This window comes from Marinicrinis lubricantis, from assembly GCF_042658665.1.
GTDB classification, from domain to species: Bacteria; Bacillota; Bacilli; order Paenibacillales; family KCTC-33676; genus Marinicrinis; species Marinicrinis lubricantis.
Genome location: NZ_JBHSQV010000034.1, coordinates 44,404 through 62,418, shown reverse-complemented (window position 1 = coordinate 62,418; position 18,015 = coordinate 44,404). Strand labels below are relative to the sequence as shown.

The window sequence follows — 18,015 nt, the reverse complement described above, 5'->3', positions numbered from 1 at the left end:
TTCCATGTTCCGTATCACAGCTGCAAAGGGGTAAATATCTGATGTAACGTAAGGAACTTTCAGCCTTCGGCTCCTCTCTCTGACACGCTCTAGCTCAGATATTCATGTCTTTGGTCTTCGCATTTTCTAAAAAAATGGACTTGGCTATTATTATAGCCCCTTTCATTTCATTGTCAAGAGCGCACTTGATTAATGCAGCTGCAGCGGTTTGGGGGCCAAAGGCTCCGTATCCAATACATTTTCCTGACACAGTACTGCCCGTTTTTCGAATATTTGCTGAATCGTCTTAATGACCTGCAGTTCAGGCTCCTTCGTATGAATGTAGATCATTTGCGGGGATACATTAATGAGCGTACTGACAATCATATCCTCATAGTTCAAATCCTGATCCAGCATTTCCACGACCATGCTTTCAATTTGCTTTGCTTTGATCGGCTCCAAATTTTCATCCAACACAACGAAATCGTAATTGCCTTTATGCACAAGATGCACAAGCGGAATTTTGGCTTCCTGCACGTAAACGAAATATTTCAGCAAATTGATAAAGTCCTGATACTGCCTCTCCATCACAAATTCGTCCACAGCATATTCAACAACATCCTTCAGTTGGTCTCGATACTGGTAAGCCCTAAATCGAATCCATCCGAGAATATGTAAGTACCTGTGTTCACGCAGGTATTCAGCTGATTCTTCGGCGATTTTGGCCTTTCTGCTGTTTAGAGCATGCATACGGTCTTCCTCGGTTTCACCTTGCTCATAAAGCAAATGCCGGCTGTATTTCTTCATTTCCTCAATATCCTGCTCATCTTCATAGCCGCTCTCCAGACGGATCAGCTGCTCCATCATGTAAGGCTCAAGCCGAGAGACGACATAATCGGAGACACACCAGCTAAGCCGCTGAATAAATGACTCTATGCCTTCCTCTGACGCTTTATATTTTACAATCACTTCGGTCCGTTCCTTGTATTTTTTGAGCTGTGTCTGAACTTCCTTCGCACTGTATTTATGTTTAAAATGACTCTTGGCCATCCTCAAAAATGTTTCCGCATCGTCCATCCACTTCTCTGTGAACAAAAAAGTAAATAGCTCCATATGCCCACTCCTTTCTAAGGCTACTAAAAGTATATGGGCGCATTCGTGCATATATACAATTAAACAATTGGAAACCGAATGAAGAAAAAGGACCGGTAAGCGTACCCCCGGTCCTTTCAATGATAAGCCGATTTAATTTTGCAAAATGAAATCTTTATCCGCATGCTCGCCCGGCTGGAAAACACGCAGATGGTTATAATACGTGTCTCTTTGAACCGGTGTTTTGCCCGCTTCACGGATCAACTGCAAAATGAGATCGATATTGACTTTGTGTGTGCATGCCGCAGCAGAGACGACATTCTCTTCCATCATGGTGCTGCCGAAATCATTGCAGCCGAATTCCAGCGACTTCTTACCGATCTCAGCCCCCATCGTTACCCATGAGGTTTGGAAATTTCGAACGTTGTCCACCATCAGACGGCTGATTGCCAGCGTCTTTAAGTACTCCTCGTTCGAAACGCGCTCCGCTTTCAAATTGGTATTATCCGGCTGGAAGGTCCAAACGATATAAGCCAGAAAACCCGGAGACGGCAGCTGATTCTGAATGCACTCGTCCTGCGCATCGCGAATCCGCAGCATGTGCAGCACCCGTTCTTCGAAGGTCTCTCCGAAGCCGATGACCATCGTCGCCGTAGTTGACATGCCGACTCGGTGAGCGGCCTTCATAATATCAATCCATTCCGTCCAAGAGCCCTTCAACTTGCTGATTTTATTGCGAATTCGATCAACCAGCATTTCTGCACCTGCACCCGGCAGCGAGTCCAATCCGGCTTCATGCAGCTGACGGAGCACCTCATCGTATGTCTCCAGTCCAGAAAGTTTCTTCATTTCCCTGATTTCAACGGTAGACAGCGAGTGCATATGTACGTTGAAATGACGTTTAATTTCTCGGAGCAGATTCAAATAATATTCGAACGGAAGGTCAGGATTAACGCCTCCCTGCATAAGCACTTCTGTTCCGCCTACATCGACAAGCTCCTGTATCTTTTGCAAAATCGTCTCATTCGGAAGCACATAACCTTCCTCAGAGCCCTGTCTGCGGTAAAAAGCGCAAAACCGGCAAAATACATTGCATATGTTCGTATAATTAATATTTCTTCCGACAACGAAAGTGGCAATCGGATCGGGATGGAATTTTTTCATAACCTCATTCGCGGCCCATCCTATTTTCTCTAGTTCATCCGATTCGAATAAAGCAACCCCATCTTCTAGACTCAAACGTTCACCACGCACGGCCCGCTCTAGTATATGATCGATCCGGCTCATGGCCCCATCTCCCTTATATGAAATACACCTATCTATGAATCTTAGCATACTACACCAACATTTTCACGTACCGTAGCCAGGCAAAAAATGAAAACAATATGGACTGCTTCAAGATGCAGTCCATACATACGTATTTGGAGCTATTCTTGTTTGTACTACACTACAAACCTAATTCTTGTCTGGATGCTTCAAATGCACGATCAAGATCCAATATGAGATCCTCTGCATGCTCAATGCCAACCGAGAAACGTAAAAGACGATCATCGACGCCGATTTTACGACGAATTTCCTCTGGAATATCGGCATGAGTTTGCACGGCCGGATACGTCATCAGCGATTCAACACCTCCGAGACTTTCTGCAAAAGCAATGAGCTGGATATGTCTCAGAATGGGCTCAACTGTACGCGCATCCTTCATTTTGAACGATAGAATCCCCGTGTTGCCGGATGATTGACGATTTTGAACATCATGACCTGGATGGCTTGGAAGCGCAGGATAGTAGACTGCATCCACCAGATCGTGGGCATCCAGCCACTCTGCTACGCGAGTCGCATTGTATTGATGACGCTCCATGCGAAGTGCCAATGTCTTCATACCACGCATGAGCAAATAACTGTCCTGCGGCGCAAGTACGGCTCCGATCGAGTTATGAAGGAATGCCATTTCCTCAGACAATGCTTCTCCTTTCGTCACAATCAGACCAGCCAATACGTCGTTATGTCCGCCTAAATATTTGGTCGCACTGTGAATGACAATATCGGCACCAAGCTCAATGGGACGTTGAAAGAAAGGACTCAGCAGCGTATTGTCGACGATGACGAGCAGCCCTTTTGATTTCGCCCATTCGCTGACTTTCCGAATGTCGGTAATCATCATCAGCGGATTCGTAGGAGTTTCAATAACGATCGCTTTGGTGGTCGGCTGTAAAAGCTGCTCCATCTCCTCAATGCTGTCCGTATCCACATACGAGGAACTGACGCCGAAACGGCTCATGATCCGTTCCAACAAGCGGTATGTTCCTCCGTATAGATCCAGGGATACGAGCAGATGGTCTCCCTGGGAGAACAAGGCAAAAATCGTTTGCAGTGCGGCCATGCCGGAACTGCAGGCAAACCCGCGGTCCCCGGATTCTAAGTCTGCGATAGCATCCTCCAGAACTTGGCGAGTCGGACTCTTCGTCCGTATGTAATCAAAGCCGGTGCTCTGACCCAGCTTCGGATGACGGAATGCGGTAGACTGAAATATCGGAAAATTGACAGCTCCCGTCGTCGATTCGGAGCGGGAACCGATCTGTGCTAAACGGCTTTCAATCTTCATGAGTTTCTCTCCCTCGAAATAATTTAATTTGAATCATCTCAGGTACGGGTACGCAGCGCCGCAGAAGGCGGCACCGTCCCTCTTTGTACCTTTCTCTTCAGCATTTTATCCAATCAAGCCTTTATTCCTGCATGCTGTCCCGGTGCACCCCACTCATAAGGAGTTACCTGATATACATAATAATTCAGCCAATTCGAAAACAGCAAATTCGCATGGGCCCGCCATGTCACCCGGGGGTACCTATTCGGATCATCATTCGGAAAATAGTTTTTCGGAATTTGAATATCCATTCCTTTTTGCAGATCCCGTTCATATTCCCATTTTAAGGTCTCTGCATCATACTCGGAATGTCCTGTAACGAAAATCTGTTTACCGTCTCGAGTGGCAGCAATATAAACGCCGGCTTCATCCGATTCGGATAAAATCTCAAGCTCCTCGACTCGTTCAATATCCTCTTTTCTTACTTCCGTATGACGGGATTGCGGGACGTAAAACACCTCGTCGAACCCTCGAAGAAGCTTCACATTCAGCTTATTGATCGTATGCGGAAATACACCGAATATTTTTTGTTCTGTATCGTACTTGTTAATTCCATAGTGATAATACATACCTGCTTGTGCACCCCAGCAAATATGTAGGGTGGATGTGACATTCGTCTTCGACCACTCCATAATTTGCTCCAGTTCCTTCCAATAGTTCACTTCCTCGAACGGCATCGTTTCCACCGGAGCGCCTGTAATAATCATCCCATCAAACTTCTCATCCTTAATATCTTCGAACGTTTGATAAAACTGCTCTAAATGCTCGGCAGACGTGTTTTTGGAATTATAGCTCTTCGTACGCACTAAAACCGGATCGACCTGAAGCGGCGTATTGCCGATTAAACGAAGAAGCTGATTTTCCGTCGTAATTTTGGTAGGCATCAGATTGACCAATGCGATTCGAAGCGGACGAATGTCCTGCCGCATTGCAGCGGTTTCATCCATCACGAATATATTTTCCTCCGCCAGTACTTCCTTCGCCGGTAATTTATCTGGAATCTTAATCGGCATACGGTCCAACTCCTTCTTGTGTATAGTCAATTTCGTTAGAAGCTCATACTCTTATAAGAGCCCGGTAAAAAATAAAAAAACCTTCTTACATTAAAAGCAAGAAAGGTCCACTTATTTGTTCCGTTCAATGGCCTCTCTCATCTCTCAGAAACGCATATCACGCCCCTGCAAGATTTAGCACCGTGCATTTACGCTTTCACGAAAATGTCGGTTGCCGGGTATCATCGGGCTAGTCCCTCCACCTGCTCTTGATAAGAGTTCGAAACGATTATTCGGTTAATACTACTGTAATCAAAGAAAGCCGCTGCGTCAAGAATAAAATAAACGCTTCACGCGACGAGTAAGTCATACCGGACACCAAACCTCATCATTCCAGATGACAAACAAAAAGGTGATTACAATGCATACGACAGCCCATACCGATACCATCGTATTCGAAATCCACCAATTGCTGGAGCAATCCAAGCTTAAGGAGCTTCATGCGCTGCTGGGTGAGCTGCAGCCATTCGACTTTGCGGAAATTTATGAACTGCTTCCTGCTCCATCCAAACCTAAATTTGTACTTCAACTTGACTCGAGACAGCTGGCCATGATGATACAAGAGCTCGATCTTGAACTCCAGATGGAGGTTCTGCATTATATTGGCTTTGAACGTTCGCCCGATGTGCTGGACCGGATGGACAATGACGACTTGGCCGATCTATTGAAGGAACTGTCGTTTAAAGAAATGGAGGCTTTTCTTTCTTCCATGCAGAAGGAAGAGTCGGAATACGTACAGCATTTAATGAAATATGATCCGGAAACTGCCGGCGGTATAATGACGAACCGATTCGTCTGGATACGAAACCATTATACGGTTCGCGAAGCGGTCGATAAGCTGAAAGCTTTTGCAGCCTATGCGGAAAATTTGTTCTATATGTATGTCCTTGACGAAAACAAGGTTTTGGTTGGCGTTGTTTCGTACCGTGATCTGCTGCTGGCCCATCTTGACGACCGTATTGATGAAATCATGTATAGACGTGTCATTAGTGTTCATGTCGACACCGATCAGGAGGAAGTTGCACGTACGATTGAAAGGTACAATTTCATATCTGTCCCGGTTGTTGATAGCGACAAGCATTTGCTGGGGATCGTAACGGTCGATGATGTGATCGACGTCATCGTTCATGAAGCGGCTGAAGATATACAGAAGCTCTCCGCAACAGGAGCCGGTAAGAAAGGGATCGATTTTCAGACGAGCGTGATTTCAGCGTCAGCCAGACGATTGCCCTGGCTGCTGCTTCTTCTGCTGCTTGGCATGCTGTCCGGAAGCATGATCGCCAGATTCGAAGAAACGCTGGAACGCGTCGTAGCGCTCACCTTCTTCATGCCCATGATCGCTGGCATGACAGGAAATACGGGAACACAATCGTTAGCTATCGTCATTCGAGGACTTGGAACAGAGCGGCTCCATAAAGGAGCGCTGATCAGACTCATCTCCAGAGATTTCGGAGTAGGGCTTGTCTTAGGCCTTATTTGCGGGATACTCATCGGCATCATTGCTTACATTTGGCAAGGGAGCGTCATGCTTAGTTTTGTCGTCAGTCTTTCCCTTCTGCTAACGCTGGTAATCGGCACGCTCGCTGGAACACTAATTCCCCTGCTGCTTTATAAACTAAAGATCGATCCTGCCATCGCCTCAGGACCTCTTATTACAACATTGAACGATTTATTTTCACTGTTTGTTTACTTTGGTCTTGCGACTTTATTCATTAACCAATTATAGGTGGAATGGAAGCGGCATTTCACTCTTGCTGACAAGCAGCAATCGGTTTATACTAAATGAGGATTTTGAGCATTACAAGATCATTGTACGAGGTGAATCAGCGTATGGACGGGGACCGACCGAGGGACAACGTGCCAGCATGCAAAAAGCAGAATATGATGGGAAACAAAGGTACCCTAGAACCGCGCAGCATTCTTAAACTCGACTGATCAGGCGTACCTTTGTTCTCCTGTCGCTGAAAGGGAGTGACAAGATGAAGGTACGTTTAGTCGTTGACGGCGTATTTGAAGAAGTCGAGCAGGTTACGGAGGCGCTTCATCCGCCCGAAAGCGGATTTTACTGGATCGACGCTTCTACCGAAGACTTGCAAGAGCTTCAGCATATTTTCAATCTACATGATTTGGCTGTGGAAGACTGCATGAACGAGGAAGAACAGCGGCCGAAACTGGAAATTTATGATGCAGGACATTATTTTATCGTGATTAATAGCATTCGATTTGATGATGAGGAAATATTTCTTCGTTCCTTAAACATTTTTCTGGGCAGGCATTTCATTATTACCGTCACACAGCAAAAAATCAATGAACTTCGTTTAATCAAACCATTGCTATTAGAGGAAAAAGTAAATCAAGCCGATCGCTTCTTGTATCATCTCATTGATTTAGTCATCGATAATTACTTTACCGTCAGTGATCGGATTGAAGCCAAAATTGAAAATCTAGAAGAAGATATTTTAATGCATACCCGCAAATCGCATCTGAATGAAATTATTGGTCTTCGCAGTGAGATATTGTGGTTAAAAAAAGCGCTGGGTCCGCAAAAAGAGCTCATCGCGACCTTGAACCGCAAGGAACTCAGACTCATCGATGATGAACTGCAGAAGTATTTCAGCGACATCTACGAGAACTCCGTGAAAATATCGGAAACCTTTGATACGTTCAGAGACTTGATGGGCAACCTTAGAGAAGCTTATCAATCCAGTGTGGCGAACAGGGCCAACGAAATCATGAGGGTATTTACGGCGATTACAACCATATTTATGCCGCTTACCGTCATTACTGGTATCTATGGTATGAACTTTGATCATATTCCCGAGCTGCACATGTCAAACGGCTATTACTTTGTATTAGGGGCCATGGTTACGATCGGCAGCTTGATGTTTTTATTGTTTAAAAAGAAAGATTGGTTGTGAGGGAAGCCCGCCTGGGCTTCTTTTTTTATGTAAAATGCGGATTCACATTCTTTCAATCATTGAAAAATTTCATAAGATCAACCCGATTCCTGGCTAATCTTGTCTAAAGTGTGACGTCCTCCGCAGGATTCTGGAGGATCTGACCAAAATAGGCAGTTATCTCTGTGTAATCTATGCTTACATAAGTTGAGCATGAGATACTCTCTCTGAGCCCAGCTCAGCAAGGGTGAGCTCTTTTAGCGATTCATGTTACCATTAGTAACTGTAATCATCCTTTTGGAAATTTGATGGGAATGAATGAAGGGGGAGTCTTTGTTAAATGAAGTTAATTTCAAAAAAGTTTTTGTTATTTTTCGTCTTGTTGACCTTGGTGGCAGCTGTCATCGGCTGTGGTAACAACAATGGAAGTAAAGGCGGAAAAGTGGTCATGGTTGAAGATTTTGAACAGCCCGACATCGAAGGAGTCAGAGGATACGGTGCGGCCGCGTTCCGCAGCGAGGATGTTGCACTCAGAGATGCTTTTAATACGGAGTTAGCGAAATTAAAAGAATCCGGCGATTTATTAACCTTGTTGGAGGAGAATGGTTTCTCCGAAGCTGAGCTTCCTGGAGACCAGTCAATGAAAGCGTTATGCGGACCTAGCTTCCAAGAAGGAAGCGGCGGTAATACGCTTGAGAAAATTAAATCCGAAGGAAAGGTCGTCGTCGGATTCGCGAATGAAAAGCCTTATGCCTATCAGGATGAAAACGGCGAATTGAAGGGTGAAGCTATTAGTGTTGCAACCGCCGTCTTCAAAAATATGGGGATCGAGGAGATTGAAGGCAAGCTTGTTGAATTCGGAAGCCTGATTCCTGGACTGCAGGCAGGACGCTTTGATGTCATCACGGCAGGAATGTACATTACACCTGATCGCTGTGAACAAGTCGTCTTTGCTGAACCGGAGTACAGCATTGGTGAAGCGCTGGGAGTCATTGAAGGCAATCCGAAGGATCTGCACAGCTATGAAGATATCGCAAACAATCCTGACGCCAAAATAGCAGTGATGCAGGGAGCCATTGAAATCGGCTATTTGGAGCAGGTTGGTGTAAAGGATGACCAAATTGTTAAAGTTCCGGATCAAGCAGCGGCTTTGAACGCTGTACAATCTGGACGCGCAGATGCCGTTACGATGACATCGATGTCATTAAAATCGATTCTGGAATCTGCGGAAGGTAAATAAACAACTTTGTGGCTTTGACCCTGTGCAGCCCCTTGGCCGCGACAGGGTCATTGTCACGGAGGAGAGGAGTTGGGATTTATTTCTATCGCAAGTTACTTACCCGAAATGTTAAGGGGGACATGGATAACGGTCCAGGTTACCTTTTTATCGGCCATTGTCGCCTTTTTCGTGGCATTTCTATTCGGATTAGGACGACTTTCAAGATGGAAGCTGATCAATGGAATTTGTTATGTTGTCGTTGAATTTATTCGCGGTACGTCACTCATGGTTCAGCTCTTTTGGTTGTATTATGTCCTGCCGTTTTTCGGTATTTCATTCAACGAGCTTTTGACCGGTATAGTGGCCATTGGACTCAACTACGGGGCTTACGGATCGGAAATTGTTCGCAGCTCCATCAAGGCCGTGCCGAGTGGTCAAAGGGAAGCAGGAATCGCTTTAAATTTATCCCCGATACAAATTATGATGAGGCTGATCATTCCTCAAGCTTTCATCCGAATGATTCCACCTTTCGGCAATCTCCTGATCGAGCTTTTAAAAGGAACTTCTCTAGTATCCTTTATTACGTTAGCAGATTTGACCTACGAGGCCATGACCTTAAGAAACCATTACTATTCAGAACAAGGCATGATATTTGCTCTGCTGCTCGTCATTTATTTTATTTTAGCTTACGCTATGACCCTGGGTATGCGAGCGCTTGAAAAACGCATGTCAGCAGGGAGGTTGTAACGATGTGGGATTGGAACTACGCATTTGAAGTGCTGCCTGAAATTCTTGCTGCATTAAAAATTACGGTTACAGTCACTTTCGTATCCTTTGCGCTAGCATTAGCAGGCGGCTTAGTGCTTGCACTGTTAAGACGAAGCAAATCGAAGTGGCTCTCTTGGCCAGCAGCAGCTGTTATTGAATTTATACGAAGTACACCGATTCTCGTCCAAGCCATTATTTTGTTCTTTGTATTGCCGCTGTACGGCATTACTTTTTCCGCATTCACCGCAGGTGTCATTGCGCTAGGTTTACATTACAGCACCTATTTATCCGAGGTGTATCGTTCCGGCATTGATGCGGTCCAAAAAGGACAATGGGAAGCGGCACAAGCACTGAACTTTTCCAAGTCACAAACTTGGATCCGTATTATTTTACCGCAAGCCATACCGCCAATCATTCCGGTTCTTGGAAATTACCTCATCACGATGTTTAAAGAGACGCCTATCCTCGCAGCCATTACTTTAATGGAAATTTTGGCTACTGCAGAGGAAATTGGCTCTGAAAGCTGGCGTTATTTAGAACCTATCACGATTGTCGGTATTCTGTTCCTGCTTCTCAGCTATCCATCCTCTCTGCTTGTCAGTTATTTGGAGAAGCGATTAAACCGGGGACAAACATAATACAAGAAATGACAATCAACCAACAAAACAAGGAAGTGAACCTATGAACGAAAAGGTTAAACCCGTTGTAAGCTATCGCAATATTCGAAAATGCTTCGGTGATTTGGAGGTACTCCATTCCATCGATTTAGATATTATGCCTGCTGAGAAAGTAGCCGTCATTGGTCCGAGCGGATCCGGTAAAACCACGCTGGGGCGACTGCTGATGACGTTGGAGGAACCGACCTCAGGCACGATTGAAGTTGACGGAGAGATGCTGTGGCATCAAGAGGTGAAGGGCAAGCTGGTCCGTGCCAGCGAAAAGCATCTTCATAAAGTTCGGGGGAGCATCGGTATGGTGTTTCAGCATTTTAATTTGTTTCCCCATATGACGATTATGAAAAATGTAACCGAAGCACCAATACGTGTACTTGGGAAATCGAGGAAAGAAGCGGAAGCAGAAGCGCTTGAGATGCTGGATAAAGTAGGTATGGCTGATAAAGTCGACAATTACCCTTCCCAGTTGTCCGGCGGACAGAAGCAGCGTGTCGCTATTGCTAGAGCGCTCGTCATGCACCCGAAGGTCATGATTTTCGACGAGCCGACTTCTGCGTTAGACCCTGAGCTGGTGGGCGAGGTGCTGAATGTCATTAAGGATATTGCCAAAGAAGGCAGCATGGCGATGCTCCTCATCACCCACGAAATGGACTTCGCCTATGAGGTGGCGGACCGCGTCATCTTTACGGATGGCGGAAATATCATCGAGGAAGGTCCTCCGCAGCAAATTTTCGAAAATCCACAGAGTGAACGCCTTCAGTCCTTCATCAGCCGCTTCCGTGAAGGCAGCAGCAGCTATGGCACTGCCTAACCGCATAGAAGTACCGCATGTAAGAGCGCCTCTATAAAAGGGGCGCTCTTTTTATCTAAAGCATCAGGCTACACCGCAGCCTCTTCTCCCTCGCTTAGATATACCATTCGCAATAAGCGAATGATCGTATACAGCGCATCCAATCCTCTGCTGGATTGCTCCTCTTCGGTGTAGACTTGTGTCAATACAGGCTTCAAAAATCGCGTCCCGTGCCGCTTGAAAGCTTTCACAATCTTTTCTTTTTCTTTATTGTCCAGCTGCTCCAGCTGTTTCTCCGCCCACGGTGTGATATCATAACCCTCTTTTGAAAGCTTTTCGACCTGCTTCACGGCCTCACTTTCCGTGCATGATAAGAGAGACGCAATTTGCTCCAGCGGAAGAAGCTGCTGAATGCCAAGAAGCAGCTTTTTGTGTCCAGTTAACCTCTCTCTTTCCTGCTGCCATTGCTGTATCCTTTGATTCAGCTGCCAGCTCCGATAGGCGTCTAAATCTATAGAACCTACGATCCAATCCAGAGGAAAACGGGTTTCTTCCGTATCACTTTCTGCCAAAATCTCAGCCAGCTCCTGTCCATATTGGTTCCACTTGCCCAAACCGAATCCTGGAATAAGCAGGAATTGTTCCTGAGTGCGCGGAAAAAACGTGCACAGCCGCTTTAACAGGCGATTGGAAGCGATAAAGAACGGCGACATCCCCTTTTCCTTTGCTTTCGCTCTTCGCCACTCAACAAGCTTGCTGTAGTACGATGAATCATGTTCATTCTCACAATAATAATCAATTAAATCCATGGATGGATCCGATGGTGTCGTAGAAAGCAGCTCCTTCGGCATAAAGCTGCTCACCCAAGCCTGATATCCAGCAAGCAGTTTAGCAGCTGTCCCGCATTTCATGCTGTATTCCATTTCCTCCATGTCGCTTCCTTCATACCACTGCTCCTGCAATGCCCGCTTTTGATGTTCTTGTTCCGTCCATGTCACCGTCAGCTTTCCTTTTTCTTCGGAAACTGACAGTTGGGCAGGATATGCGGTGCCGTCCAATCCTTTCTTTTCAAACGTCATTAAAAACAACAGCTGCATGGCGCAAACACTCCTTTACATGATTAAGGGATAAAAAAAAGCACCCCCCTTGCTTGTTCAGCAAGAGAGGTGCTTCCCCTATGTATAATTCAAGCTATATTATACCTGTATCCGCTCAAAATTTCAATCCCCCATTTCATGCTTGCTGCGGTTATAATGTATCTAGAATAAAAAAAATTCGATCGTATATGTTTCAGAATGACCGATTTCTCAAGTTGCACAGTAAAATCCTTTTATCCTTTCTTAGGAAAGAAATGTTCTCATTCATCTTTAATCCTTAAAAAAGACCTGCTGCAAGGAGTGCACACATATGTCCCAATTTGATTTCTTATCCGATTCCACTGAGCAAACCTCAACACGATTTGTTTGCTTTATCGGTGAAGAGAGCCTGCACCGTTTTGACTTGGCCATTACGACGACAGATCGTTTTTACGGTAAAAAGCTCGTCACAGATCTTCAGTCTGGGCGCACAGCCATCCTTGGTCCTGATGATCTGGAGGAGGAAGGATATCTTCAGCACGTATACCAGCTTAAGGAGGACGAAGCAAACGAGCTGTACCAGTTTCTCCTTCTCGTCGTAGGCCCCGTCCATTTCAGTGATTTGTAAGATCACGGTGGTAAGCAGAGCGTTTCATTTCATTGAATAGCAACGTCAGTTTCAGATTCTTTGCTCCATCAGCCCCTACGAAGCCGTTACTTCTCCCCGCACCATGCCTCTATGCTGCAGCCATTTGAGACCCAAAGGAACGCCAATAATAATGGTGAGCAGCCTTACAAATTGAAATGCCGTAATCAGTTCCGGATCTCCACCTACAGCCGTGCCTGTAATGACCATTTCCGGTAATCCTCCCGGTGCGAAACACAAGATGGCGGTCTGAACAGGAATATGGGTCATGTAGGAGAATAAGATGCCAAGCCCAAATGATGCAGCGATGACAAGGAGTGAAAGCAGGATGTACCATCCTAAATATTTCGCCCCTTTCACAATATCCTCGATTGAGGTCGTCCGTGTCAGGTGAATCCCAATGACAAGCTGCGACGCGAAGATGATTTGCTCGGGAAGGACTAACCAATCGATTCCTACAGCCCCCCCCGCAGCGACAACAAGCATGGGCACGATAATAAAAGCAACAGGCAGCCAGCGGTTCATCAGCCAGCCAAGCAAACCGGCAATCACGTATCCAAGGATCGTATACCACGCTCCATCCACTGCGGCTGTTTGCGAATGAACGCCCTGAAAATCTGCCACGAACCACCAGGATATCACCGAAGGAACCGTAAACACAACCGCCAGCAGTCTCACCGTATGCATTAACGCGATCTGCGATGTATTGGCTTTCAAATTTTCACTTGCAGCTACCATCTCCGCTAATCCTCCGGGTACTGCCCCTAATACACCCGTTATTGGTTTTTCACGCATCATTCGTGCGAGTACCGCCCCCATCCCTGCAGCGGCTGCAATCAACAGCAGCAAACATGCCATATAGGGCAGCAAAAGCGGAGCTGTTTTCTGAAACGTTCCTAAGCTTAGAGAAAGTCCAAAATGGCAGCCTAAAGCAACATAAGCCGTATTCCTGAACAAAGACGGAAGCTTCGGCTGCTTTTTCTTCCACGCCTTCACCGTAAGCAGCACGCTCAGCGGCCCTAATATCCAAGGCAGCGGAAAATGTATCGAGTGAAACAGCCAACCTCCCAGTACCGCCATCGTGTATAGTCCGAGCTGTGTCCACATCTTTCTTTTACCACTTCCATCCGATCGCCCTCTTACTGGGGCTCATATTTTCCCTTTACTTCCATGATTGTAACACATAAACGAACAGGGCTTACCGCAAAATAACGAAACAGTATCGATTTTCCCTGCATTGAAAATGAAAGCACAGCAGGATCATATCAAACGGTATGGCCCGACTTAGCAGCGCAAGAGGATGAAAGGAGAGGATGTAGAATCATGGCAGACGAATTTATGGAGGAACGAAGAAGTGACTATACCGATGTTTCTAGCGTGGAATCACAGCGTAATGATCTGATTGCAGAAGAATTTCCAGAAGGACCTTACGGCTCCAGCCTTCCTGTTGAATCTTTAGGCAAAAGTACACCCTGGCGAGAGGATCAACGACCGCCGAACAGTTATAGCTACGAAAACCGCCAGCTTCACGCCGACCTGCCAAGGCAATATCCTCCCTCGCACGATACGAATACGGAATATGATGAGAATGGAAGTCAGGACGTTTAAAAATCCAGAAAAAAAGCCATCCATACTTACATGTATGAGATGGCTTCTATCTCTAGATCACTTGTTTTTCGATTGTACGAATCAAGGACTTAAACTCGAACTCCTCCAACGTTCTCAGAAGCTTCGGTTTATTAATTTCGTATCGACATTCCTCTAGTTCACAGTCAACCGGAACATCCCTAACGATCGTTGCCAGCTGCCGAGATAAGTAAATTTGCTCCTTATGCTGAGTCAGACGTTCCTTCAGCTTTCCTTTGATCTCATCCAAATGCGCATAAACTCCGTCTACGGTTTCATATGCATCGATCAGCTTTAATGCGGTTTTAGGACCGACGTTCGGACAACCCGGTATATTATCCGCAGTATCTCCCATCAGCGCCTTCATTTCTACCACTTGAAATGGATGCTTCAAGCCTCGAATCTCCTCAAGGTTACCCAGATGAATCGTCTCATAGTTGCCAAAGCCTTTTTTCATCAATGTGACCTGAACATGCTCATCAATGAGCTGAAGCGTATCGCCGTCTCCGGTCAAAATGTTCACAGGCACTCCCTGCTTCGAAAAACGCGCTGCCAACGTGCCGATTACATCGTCCGCCTCGTATCCTTTTACCCCAACACAGGGAATATCGAATGCTTCGACTAGATCACGCAGCTTGTCAAATTGCGGTACGAGCTCTTCCGGAGGAGCATCCCGATTCGCTTTATATAAATCGTACATTTCATTGCGAAATGTCTGCGATCCCATATCAAAAGCACATACTACATGGGTCGGCTGGAATGTCTCTACCGCGTGCAGCATATATTTCGTAAATTGATAAATACCATTCGTACATAGACCATAAGAGGTACGCATATAATTGCCGGTCATCGCCATCGAGAAAAATCCTCTAAACAACAGCGCGAAACTATCAATGATCAGTAAAGACGGCTGCTGCTTCTCCTGGGGAATCGTCATCCTATTCATCCTTTCCATTTCAAATGCAACGATCTATTCAACCGTACAAGTGTACCATACTTAGTTGCTTCGAGGGGAATCCGAATACAAGTATGATCTTCCAACACCTTCACATGAATTGTGCAGGCTTTCTCCCTTAGATTAGGTAAGCTGATTCACCACAAGCACCGCACCTCCGGTTGCCAGCCCTTCGTCTCCAAGCATACTGCGGCTGAATTCCACCTCATAATCGACAGGATCATAAATCTTCTGCTGTGCGGTCTCCGCGGCGGTTTCGAAAAAAAGGTCATGACGAGTGACGAGCGGACCGCCTAATATAACCCGTTCCGGATGCAGAATGTTAATCAAATTGGCAAGACCGATACCAAAATAAACACCCGCTTCGGTGACAAGCTCCTTAGCAAGCGAATCTTCCAATTTCAAAGCCTCTATAATATGAGCAAAATGTAGCTGCTCCAGGCGATTGACCCATTCACTCATAACGCTTTTACGCCCCTGCTTCATTTTACTGCGCGCCTGCCTCTCAATCGCATAAATCGATGCGTACGATTCGAGACATCCGTAATTGCCTTTCGGATCGCGGGGCGATATGCCGTCGCTCTGAATGATCATCTGACCGATGGAATCCTCACGATTGACGGCGCCATAAATAATATGATCATCCGAGAGCACAGAAAAGCGAAGACCGGTCCCGACATGCACATACAGCATATGCTTTGCCTTGTGCCCAGAATTGCACCAATACTCGGCAAGCAGTGCCGCATTGGCTCCATTGTCTAATAAGACCGGAAATTGAAGCGCCTTGCGCAGTACATCGACTATGGGTACCTGAGACCATCCTCCAGCTGGGAAATACAATGGCTCTAAAATGATCCCCCTGCTTTGATCTAATGGACCGACCGCACCAATGCCAAGTCCCAGCAGCTCTGAACGGGAAATATGATGTTTGCTTAACATATGTTCTACGGCACCGACGACATTTTCTTCAAATCGTTCCGGCGTCATCGAAGCGGTCATCGCCCAGGTGTACGTATCGTATTTATTAAAATGCAGGTCACACAGTACAAGCTTAGAGTGAATACGAGAAATATCCAGACCGAATGCATATCCTTTGCGGGGAGAAGTGCGGTATAAAATAGGTCTTCTGCCTCCGGTCGATTCACCGAAACCTACTTCTTCAATCCAGCCTTCGGAAAGTAATTCATCCAGCACTCGGGTCAGTGTCGATCCCGTCAGACCGCTTTGTTCCAACAGCTGCAGCTTAGAAACGACACCCTGCTTTCTCAGCAAGCCATAGATCTGCTTGCTTTTCGGATTTGGTATCCGCTGTTCGATCTGAATCATGACCATTCCTCAATCCTTTATTGTTCTGAAACAAAATAAAAAGGCCGCAGCTACTGCATAGCCTTTGATTAAATATCATTTCTACAAGTAAATCACAATTCCTGCCACCCCGGAAAGTCCGATCACAGCTAGCGGATGCAGCCGATATTTCATTAAGAGAAACAGCGAGCCGGCAAATATCGCAATCAGCCCTATCTGTTCTAAACTTGCCGAACCGATCATACCGCTTCTCATGGCAAAGCTGAGTGCAGCATAAATAATAAAACCGGTAATGACCGGCCTTAATCCATAAAAGGCGCACTTGACCGATCTGTACCTAATGTACCGGTACAAGAACATACTGATCGAGATCACTAAGAGCAACGAAGGCAGCGTCATCGCGAAGGCTGCAATAATCGCACCCGGAAGTCCCGCTGTATGATATCCGATAAATACAGCACTGTTCGTCGCTACAGGACCTGGTGCCATTCCGGCTACGGCGATAACCTCCGTAAACTCATTGGCGCTCATCCAATGAAATCGTTCGACGACTTCTTCCTCTATGATCGGTATCATAGCATATCCCCCTCCAAAGGAGAAAAATCCGATCAACAGGAAAGCAACAAATAACTGAAGAAAGATCATAATGCCTCCTAAATGCCGTCCCCGATGAAATAGTCGTGCGATTTATATTGTAATTCTTCATTTTCCAACCTTGTGTATCTGCCGGCTTTGTCCCGAATTTTCACCGTGATCATACCGAGCACACACCCTCCGGCAATGACAAATATCGGATGTACGTGCAGCCAAAGCAAACATAGTACAGCCAATGCAGCAATACCGATTGTCGTTTTATCTAGAAAGGAGGTTCTGCTCATTCGGTAAGCCGCGAACGTAATCATGGCGACGACAGATGCACCGATTCCCTTAAATGCGGCCTGAACCGCGGCGATATGCTCAAATTGGATATAAAATATGCTCAGCGCCATCACAATCACAAACGTTGGAACCAACATTCCCAATGCAGCTGCTATGGCCCCCAACACACCGCTCAATCGATATCCGATAAATGCCGCAGAGTTGATGGCAATTGCACCGGGTACGGTTTGAGCGACCACAAATACTTCACCCATCTCTTCTTCCTTCATCCATCCTCTCCGCTTGACGACTTCTCTTTCGATCAATGGCATGACCGAATATCCGCCCCCAAAACTTATCGGACCGATTTTCAGAAACGATAGAAACAATTGAAACAAAACAAGCCATTTCCTGTTTGAATCCATGCTGCGACC

Annotated in this window: 18 protein-coding genes and 1 riboswitch; of the genes, 8 read left to right on the top strand and 10 right to left on the bottom strand. The window is 46.0% G+C overall.

Going from position 1 to position 18,015, the window contains the following annotated elements:
- Positions 1 to 189: 189 nt before the first annotated feature.
- The 4 genes from ACFPXP_RS05915 to metA all read right to left on the bottom strand — a co-directional run bounded on the left by ACFPXP_RS05915 (position 190) and on the right by metA (position 4,728).
- The gene (locus ACFPXP_RS05915) at positions 190 to 1,092 is read right to left on the bottom strand and encodes a putative sporulation protein YtxC (RefSeq protein WP_379893265.1); all 903 of its coding nucleotides are present in this window, start codon (positions 1,090 to 1,092) and stop codon (positions 190 to 192) included.
- 132 nt (positions 1,093 to 1,224) lie between these two features.
- Positions 1,225 to 2,358 (bottom strand): cyclic dehypoxanthinyl futalosine synthase, encoded by a 1,134-nt coding sequence (gene mqnC / locus ACFPXP_RS05910; protein ID WP_379893264.1) that lies wholly within the window; start codon positions 2,356 to 2,358, stop codon positions 1,225 to 1,227.
- Between the two features lie 160 nt (positions 2,359 to 2,518).
- Complete coding sequence (locus ACFPXP_RS05905) at positions 2,519 to 3,676, bottom strand: PLP-dependent transferase (protein ID WP_379893262.1); 1,158 nt, start codon at positions 3,674 to 3,676, stop codon at positions 2,519 to 2,521.
- A 113-nt stretch (positions 3,677 to 3,789) separates the two neighbouring features.
- The gene (gene metA / locus ACFPXP_RS05900) at positions 3,790 to 4,728 is read right to left on the bottom strand and encodes a homoserine O-acetyltransferase MetA (protein ID WP_379893260.1); all 939 of its coding nucleotides are present in this window, start codon (positions 4,726 to 4,728) and stop codon (positions 3,790 to 3,792) included.
- Positions 4,729 to 4,862: 134 nt separating this feature from the next.
- Positions 4,863 to 4,986, bottom strand: a riboswitch (SAM riboswitch).
- Positions 4,987 to 5,128: 142 nt separating this feature from the next.
- On the opposite strand from metA, the gene mgtE reads away from it, so the two are divergent.
- The 6 genes from mgtE (at position 5,129) to ehuA (ending at position 11,136) form a co-directional block, all read left to right on the top strand.
- Complete coding sequence (gene mgtE, locus ACFPXP_RS05895) at positions 5,129 to 6,493, top strand: magnesium transporter (protein ID WP_379893259.1); 1,365 nt, start codon at positions 5,129 to 5,131, stop codon at positions 6,491 to 6,493.
- Positions 6,494 to 6,746: 253 nt separating this feature from the next.
- Entirely contained in the window at positions 6,747 to 7,685 is a 939-nt protein-coding gene (gene corA / locus ACFPXP_RS05890) for a magnesium/cobalt transporter CorA (RefSeq protein ID WP_379893258.1), read from the top strand.
- Between the two features lie 319 nt (positions 7,686 to 8,004).
- Positions 8,005 to 8,904: an ectoine/hydroxyectoine ABC transporter substrate-binding protein EhuB gene (ehuB, locus tag ACFPXP_RS05885; protein ID WP_379893257.1), complete on the top strand. Its 900-nt coding sequence runs from the start codon at positions 8,005 to 8,007 to the stop codon at positions 8,902 to 8,904.
- Positions 8,905 to 8,973: 69 nt separating this feature from the next.
- A complete protein-coding gene (ehuC, locus tag ACFPXP_RS05880; protein WP_379893256.1) occupies positions 8,974 to 9,630 on the top strand; it encodes an ectoine/hydroxyectoine ABC transporter permease subunit EhuC in 657 nt (218 codons plus the stop codon).
- Between the two features lie 2 nt (positions 9,631 to 9,632).
- Positions 9,633 to 10,289, top strand: coding sequence for an ectoine/hydroxyectoine ABC transporter permease subunit EhuD (gene ehuD, locus ACFPXP_RS05875; RefSeq protein WP_379893255.1), 657 nt, complete (start codon positions 9,633 to 9,635; stop codon positions 10,287 to 10,289).
- 43 nt (positions 10,290 to 10,332) lie between these two features.
- Positions 10,333 to 11,136, top strand: a complete 804-nt coding sequence (gene ehuA, locus ACFPXP_RS05870) for an ectoine/hydroxyectoine ABC transporter ATP-binding protein EhuA (protein WP_379893254.1) — start codon at positions 10,333 to 10,335, stop codon at positions 11,134 to 11,136.
- 68 nt (positions 11,137 to 11,204) lie between these two features.
- Here the strand turns inward: ehuA and ACFPXP_RS05865 are convergent, their stop codons facing one another.
- A complete protein-coding gene (locus tag ACFPXP_RS05865) occupies positions 11,205 to 12,212 on the bottom strand; it encodes an HRDC domain-containing protein (protein WP_379893253.1) in 1,008 nt (335 codons plus the stop codon).
- Between the two features lie 310 nt (positions 12,213 to 12,522).
- Here ACFPXP_RS05865 and ACFPXP_RS05860 point away from each other — a divergent pair, with 310 nt between their 5' ends.
- The gene (locus ACFPXP_RS05860; protein WP_379893252.1) at positions 12,523 to 12,819 is read left to right on the top strand and encodes a DUF3055 domain-containing protein; all 297 of its coding nucleotides are present in this window, start codon (positions 12,523 to 12,525) and stop codon (positions 12,817 to 12,819) included.
- Between the two features lie 75 nt (positions 12,820 to 12,894).
- Here the strand turns inward: ACFPXP_RS05860 and ACFPXP_RS05855 are convergent, their stop codons facing one another.
- On the bottom strand, positions 12,895 to 13,944 hold the full coding sequence (locus ACFPXP_RS05855; protein WP_379893251.1) for an AbrB family transcriptional regulator: 1,050 nt from the start codon (positions 13,942 to 13,944) through the stop codon (positions 12,895 to 12,897).
- A gap of 216 nt (positions 13,945 to 14,160) precedes the next feature.
- On the opposite strand from ACFPXP_RS05855, the gene ACFPXP_RS05850 reads away from it, so the two are divergent.
- Positions 14,161 to 14,445 carry a hypothetical protein gene (locus ACFPXP_RS05850; protein WP_379893250.1) on the top strand — a complete coding sequence of 95 codons (285 nt, stop codon included), beginning with the start codon at positions 14,161 to 14,163 and terminating at the stop codon, positions 14,443 to 14,445.
- A 52-nt stretch (positions 14,446 to 14,497) separates the two neighbouring features.
- Here ACFPXP_RS05850 and ACFPXP_RS05845 read toward each other — a convergent pair whose 3' ends face one another.
- The 4 genes from ACFPXP_RS05845 to ACFPXP_RS05830 form a co-directional block, all read right to left on the bottom strand.
- Positions 14,498 to 15,400 (bottom strand): 5'-3' exonuclease, encoded by a 903-nt coding sequence (locus ACFPXP_RS05845; protein ID WP_379893249.1) that lies wholly within the window; start codon positions 15,398 to 15,400, stop codon positions 14,498 to 14,500.
- Between the two features lie 141 nt (positions 15,401 to 15,541).
- Entirely contained in the window at positions 15,542 to 16,744 is a 1,203-nt protein-coding gene (locus tag ACFPXP_RS05840; RefSeq protein WP_379893248.1) for an ROK family protein, read from the bottom strand.
- 81 nt (positions 16,745 to 16,825) lie between these two features.
- On the bottom strand, positions 16,826 to 17,368 hold the full coding sequence (locus ACFPXP_RS05835) for a chromate transporter (protein WP_379893247.1): 543 nt from the start codon (positions 17,366 to 17,368) through the stop codon (positions 16,826 to 16,828).
- 8 nt (positions 17,369 to 17,376) lie between these two features.
- Complete coding sequence (locus ACFPXP_RS05830) at positions 17,377 to 18,006, bottom strand: chromate transporter (protein WP_379893246.1); 630 nt, start codon at positions 18,004 to 18,006, stop codon at positions 17,377 to 17,379.
- Between the last annotated feature and the right edge of the window lie 9 nt (positions 18,007 to 18,015).

Coding starts and splice junctions, on each gene's coding strand:
- ACFPXP_RS05915 (WP_379893265.1), bottom strand. CDS start 1,092: ATGGAGCTATTTACTTTTTTGTTCACAGAGAAGTGGATGGACGATGCG.
- mqnC (WP_379893264.1), bottom strand. CDS start 2,358: ATGAGCCGGATCGATCATATACTAGAGCGGGCCGTGCGTGGTGAACGT.
- ACFPXP_RS05905 (WP_379893262.1), bottom strand. CDS start 3,676: ATGAAGATTGAAAGCCGTTTAGCACAGATCGGTTCCCGCTCCGAATCG.
- metA (WP_379893260.1), bottom strand. CDS start 4,728: ATGCCGATTAAGATTCCAGATAAATTACCGGCGAAGGAAGTACTGGCG.
- mgtE (WP_379893259.1), top strand. CDS start 5,129: ATGCATACGACAGCCCATACCGATACCATCGTATTCGAAATCCACCAA.
- corA (WP_379893258.1), top strand. CDS start 6,747: ATGAAGGTACGTTTAGTCGTTGACGGCGTATTTGAAGAAGTCGAGCAG.
- ehuB (WP_379893257.1), top strand. CDS start 8,005: ATGAAGTTAATTTCAAAAAAGTTTTTGTTATTTTTCGTCTTGTTGACC.
- ehuD (WP_379893255.1), top strand. CDS start 9,633: ATGTGGGATTGGAACTACGCATTTGAAGTGCTGCCTGAAATTCTTGCT.
- ehuA (WP_379893254.1), top strand. CDS start 10,333: ATGAACGAAAAGGTTAAACCCGTTGTAAGCTATCGCAATATTCGAAAA.
- ACFPXP_RS05865 (WP_379893253.1), bottom strand. CDS start 12,212: ATGCAGCTGTTGTTTTTAATGACGTTTGAAAAGAAAGGATTGGACGGC.
- ACFPXP_RS05860 (WP_379893252.1), top strand. CDS start 12,523: ATGTCCCAATTTGATTTCTTATCCGATTCCACTGAGCAAACCTCAACA.
- ACFPXP_RS05855 (WP_379893251.1), bottom strand. CDS start 13,944: ATGTGGACACAGCTCGGACTATACACGATGGCGGTACTGGGAGGTTGG.
- ACFPXP_RS05850 (WP_379893250.1), top strand. CDS start 14,161: ATGGCAGACGAATTTATGGAGGAACGAAGAAGTGACTATACCGATGTT.
- ACFPXP_RS05845 (WP_379893249.1), bottom strand. CDS start 15,400: ATGACGATTCCCCAGGAGAAGCAGCAGCCGTCTTTACTGATCATTGAT.
- ACFPXP_RS05840 (WP_379893248.1), bottom strand. CDS start 16,744: ATGATTCAGATCGAACAGCGGATACCAAATCCGAAAAGCAAGCAGATC.
- ACFPXP_RS05835 (WP_379893247.1), bottom strand. CDS start 17,368: ATGATCTTTCTTCAGTTATTTGTTGCTTTCCTGTTGATCGGATTTTTC.
- ACFPXP_RS05830 (WP_379893246.1), bottom strand. CDS start 18,006: ATGGATTCAAACAGGAAATGGCTTGTTTTGTTTCAATTGTTTCTATCG.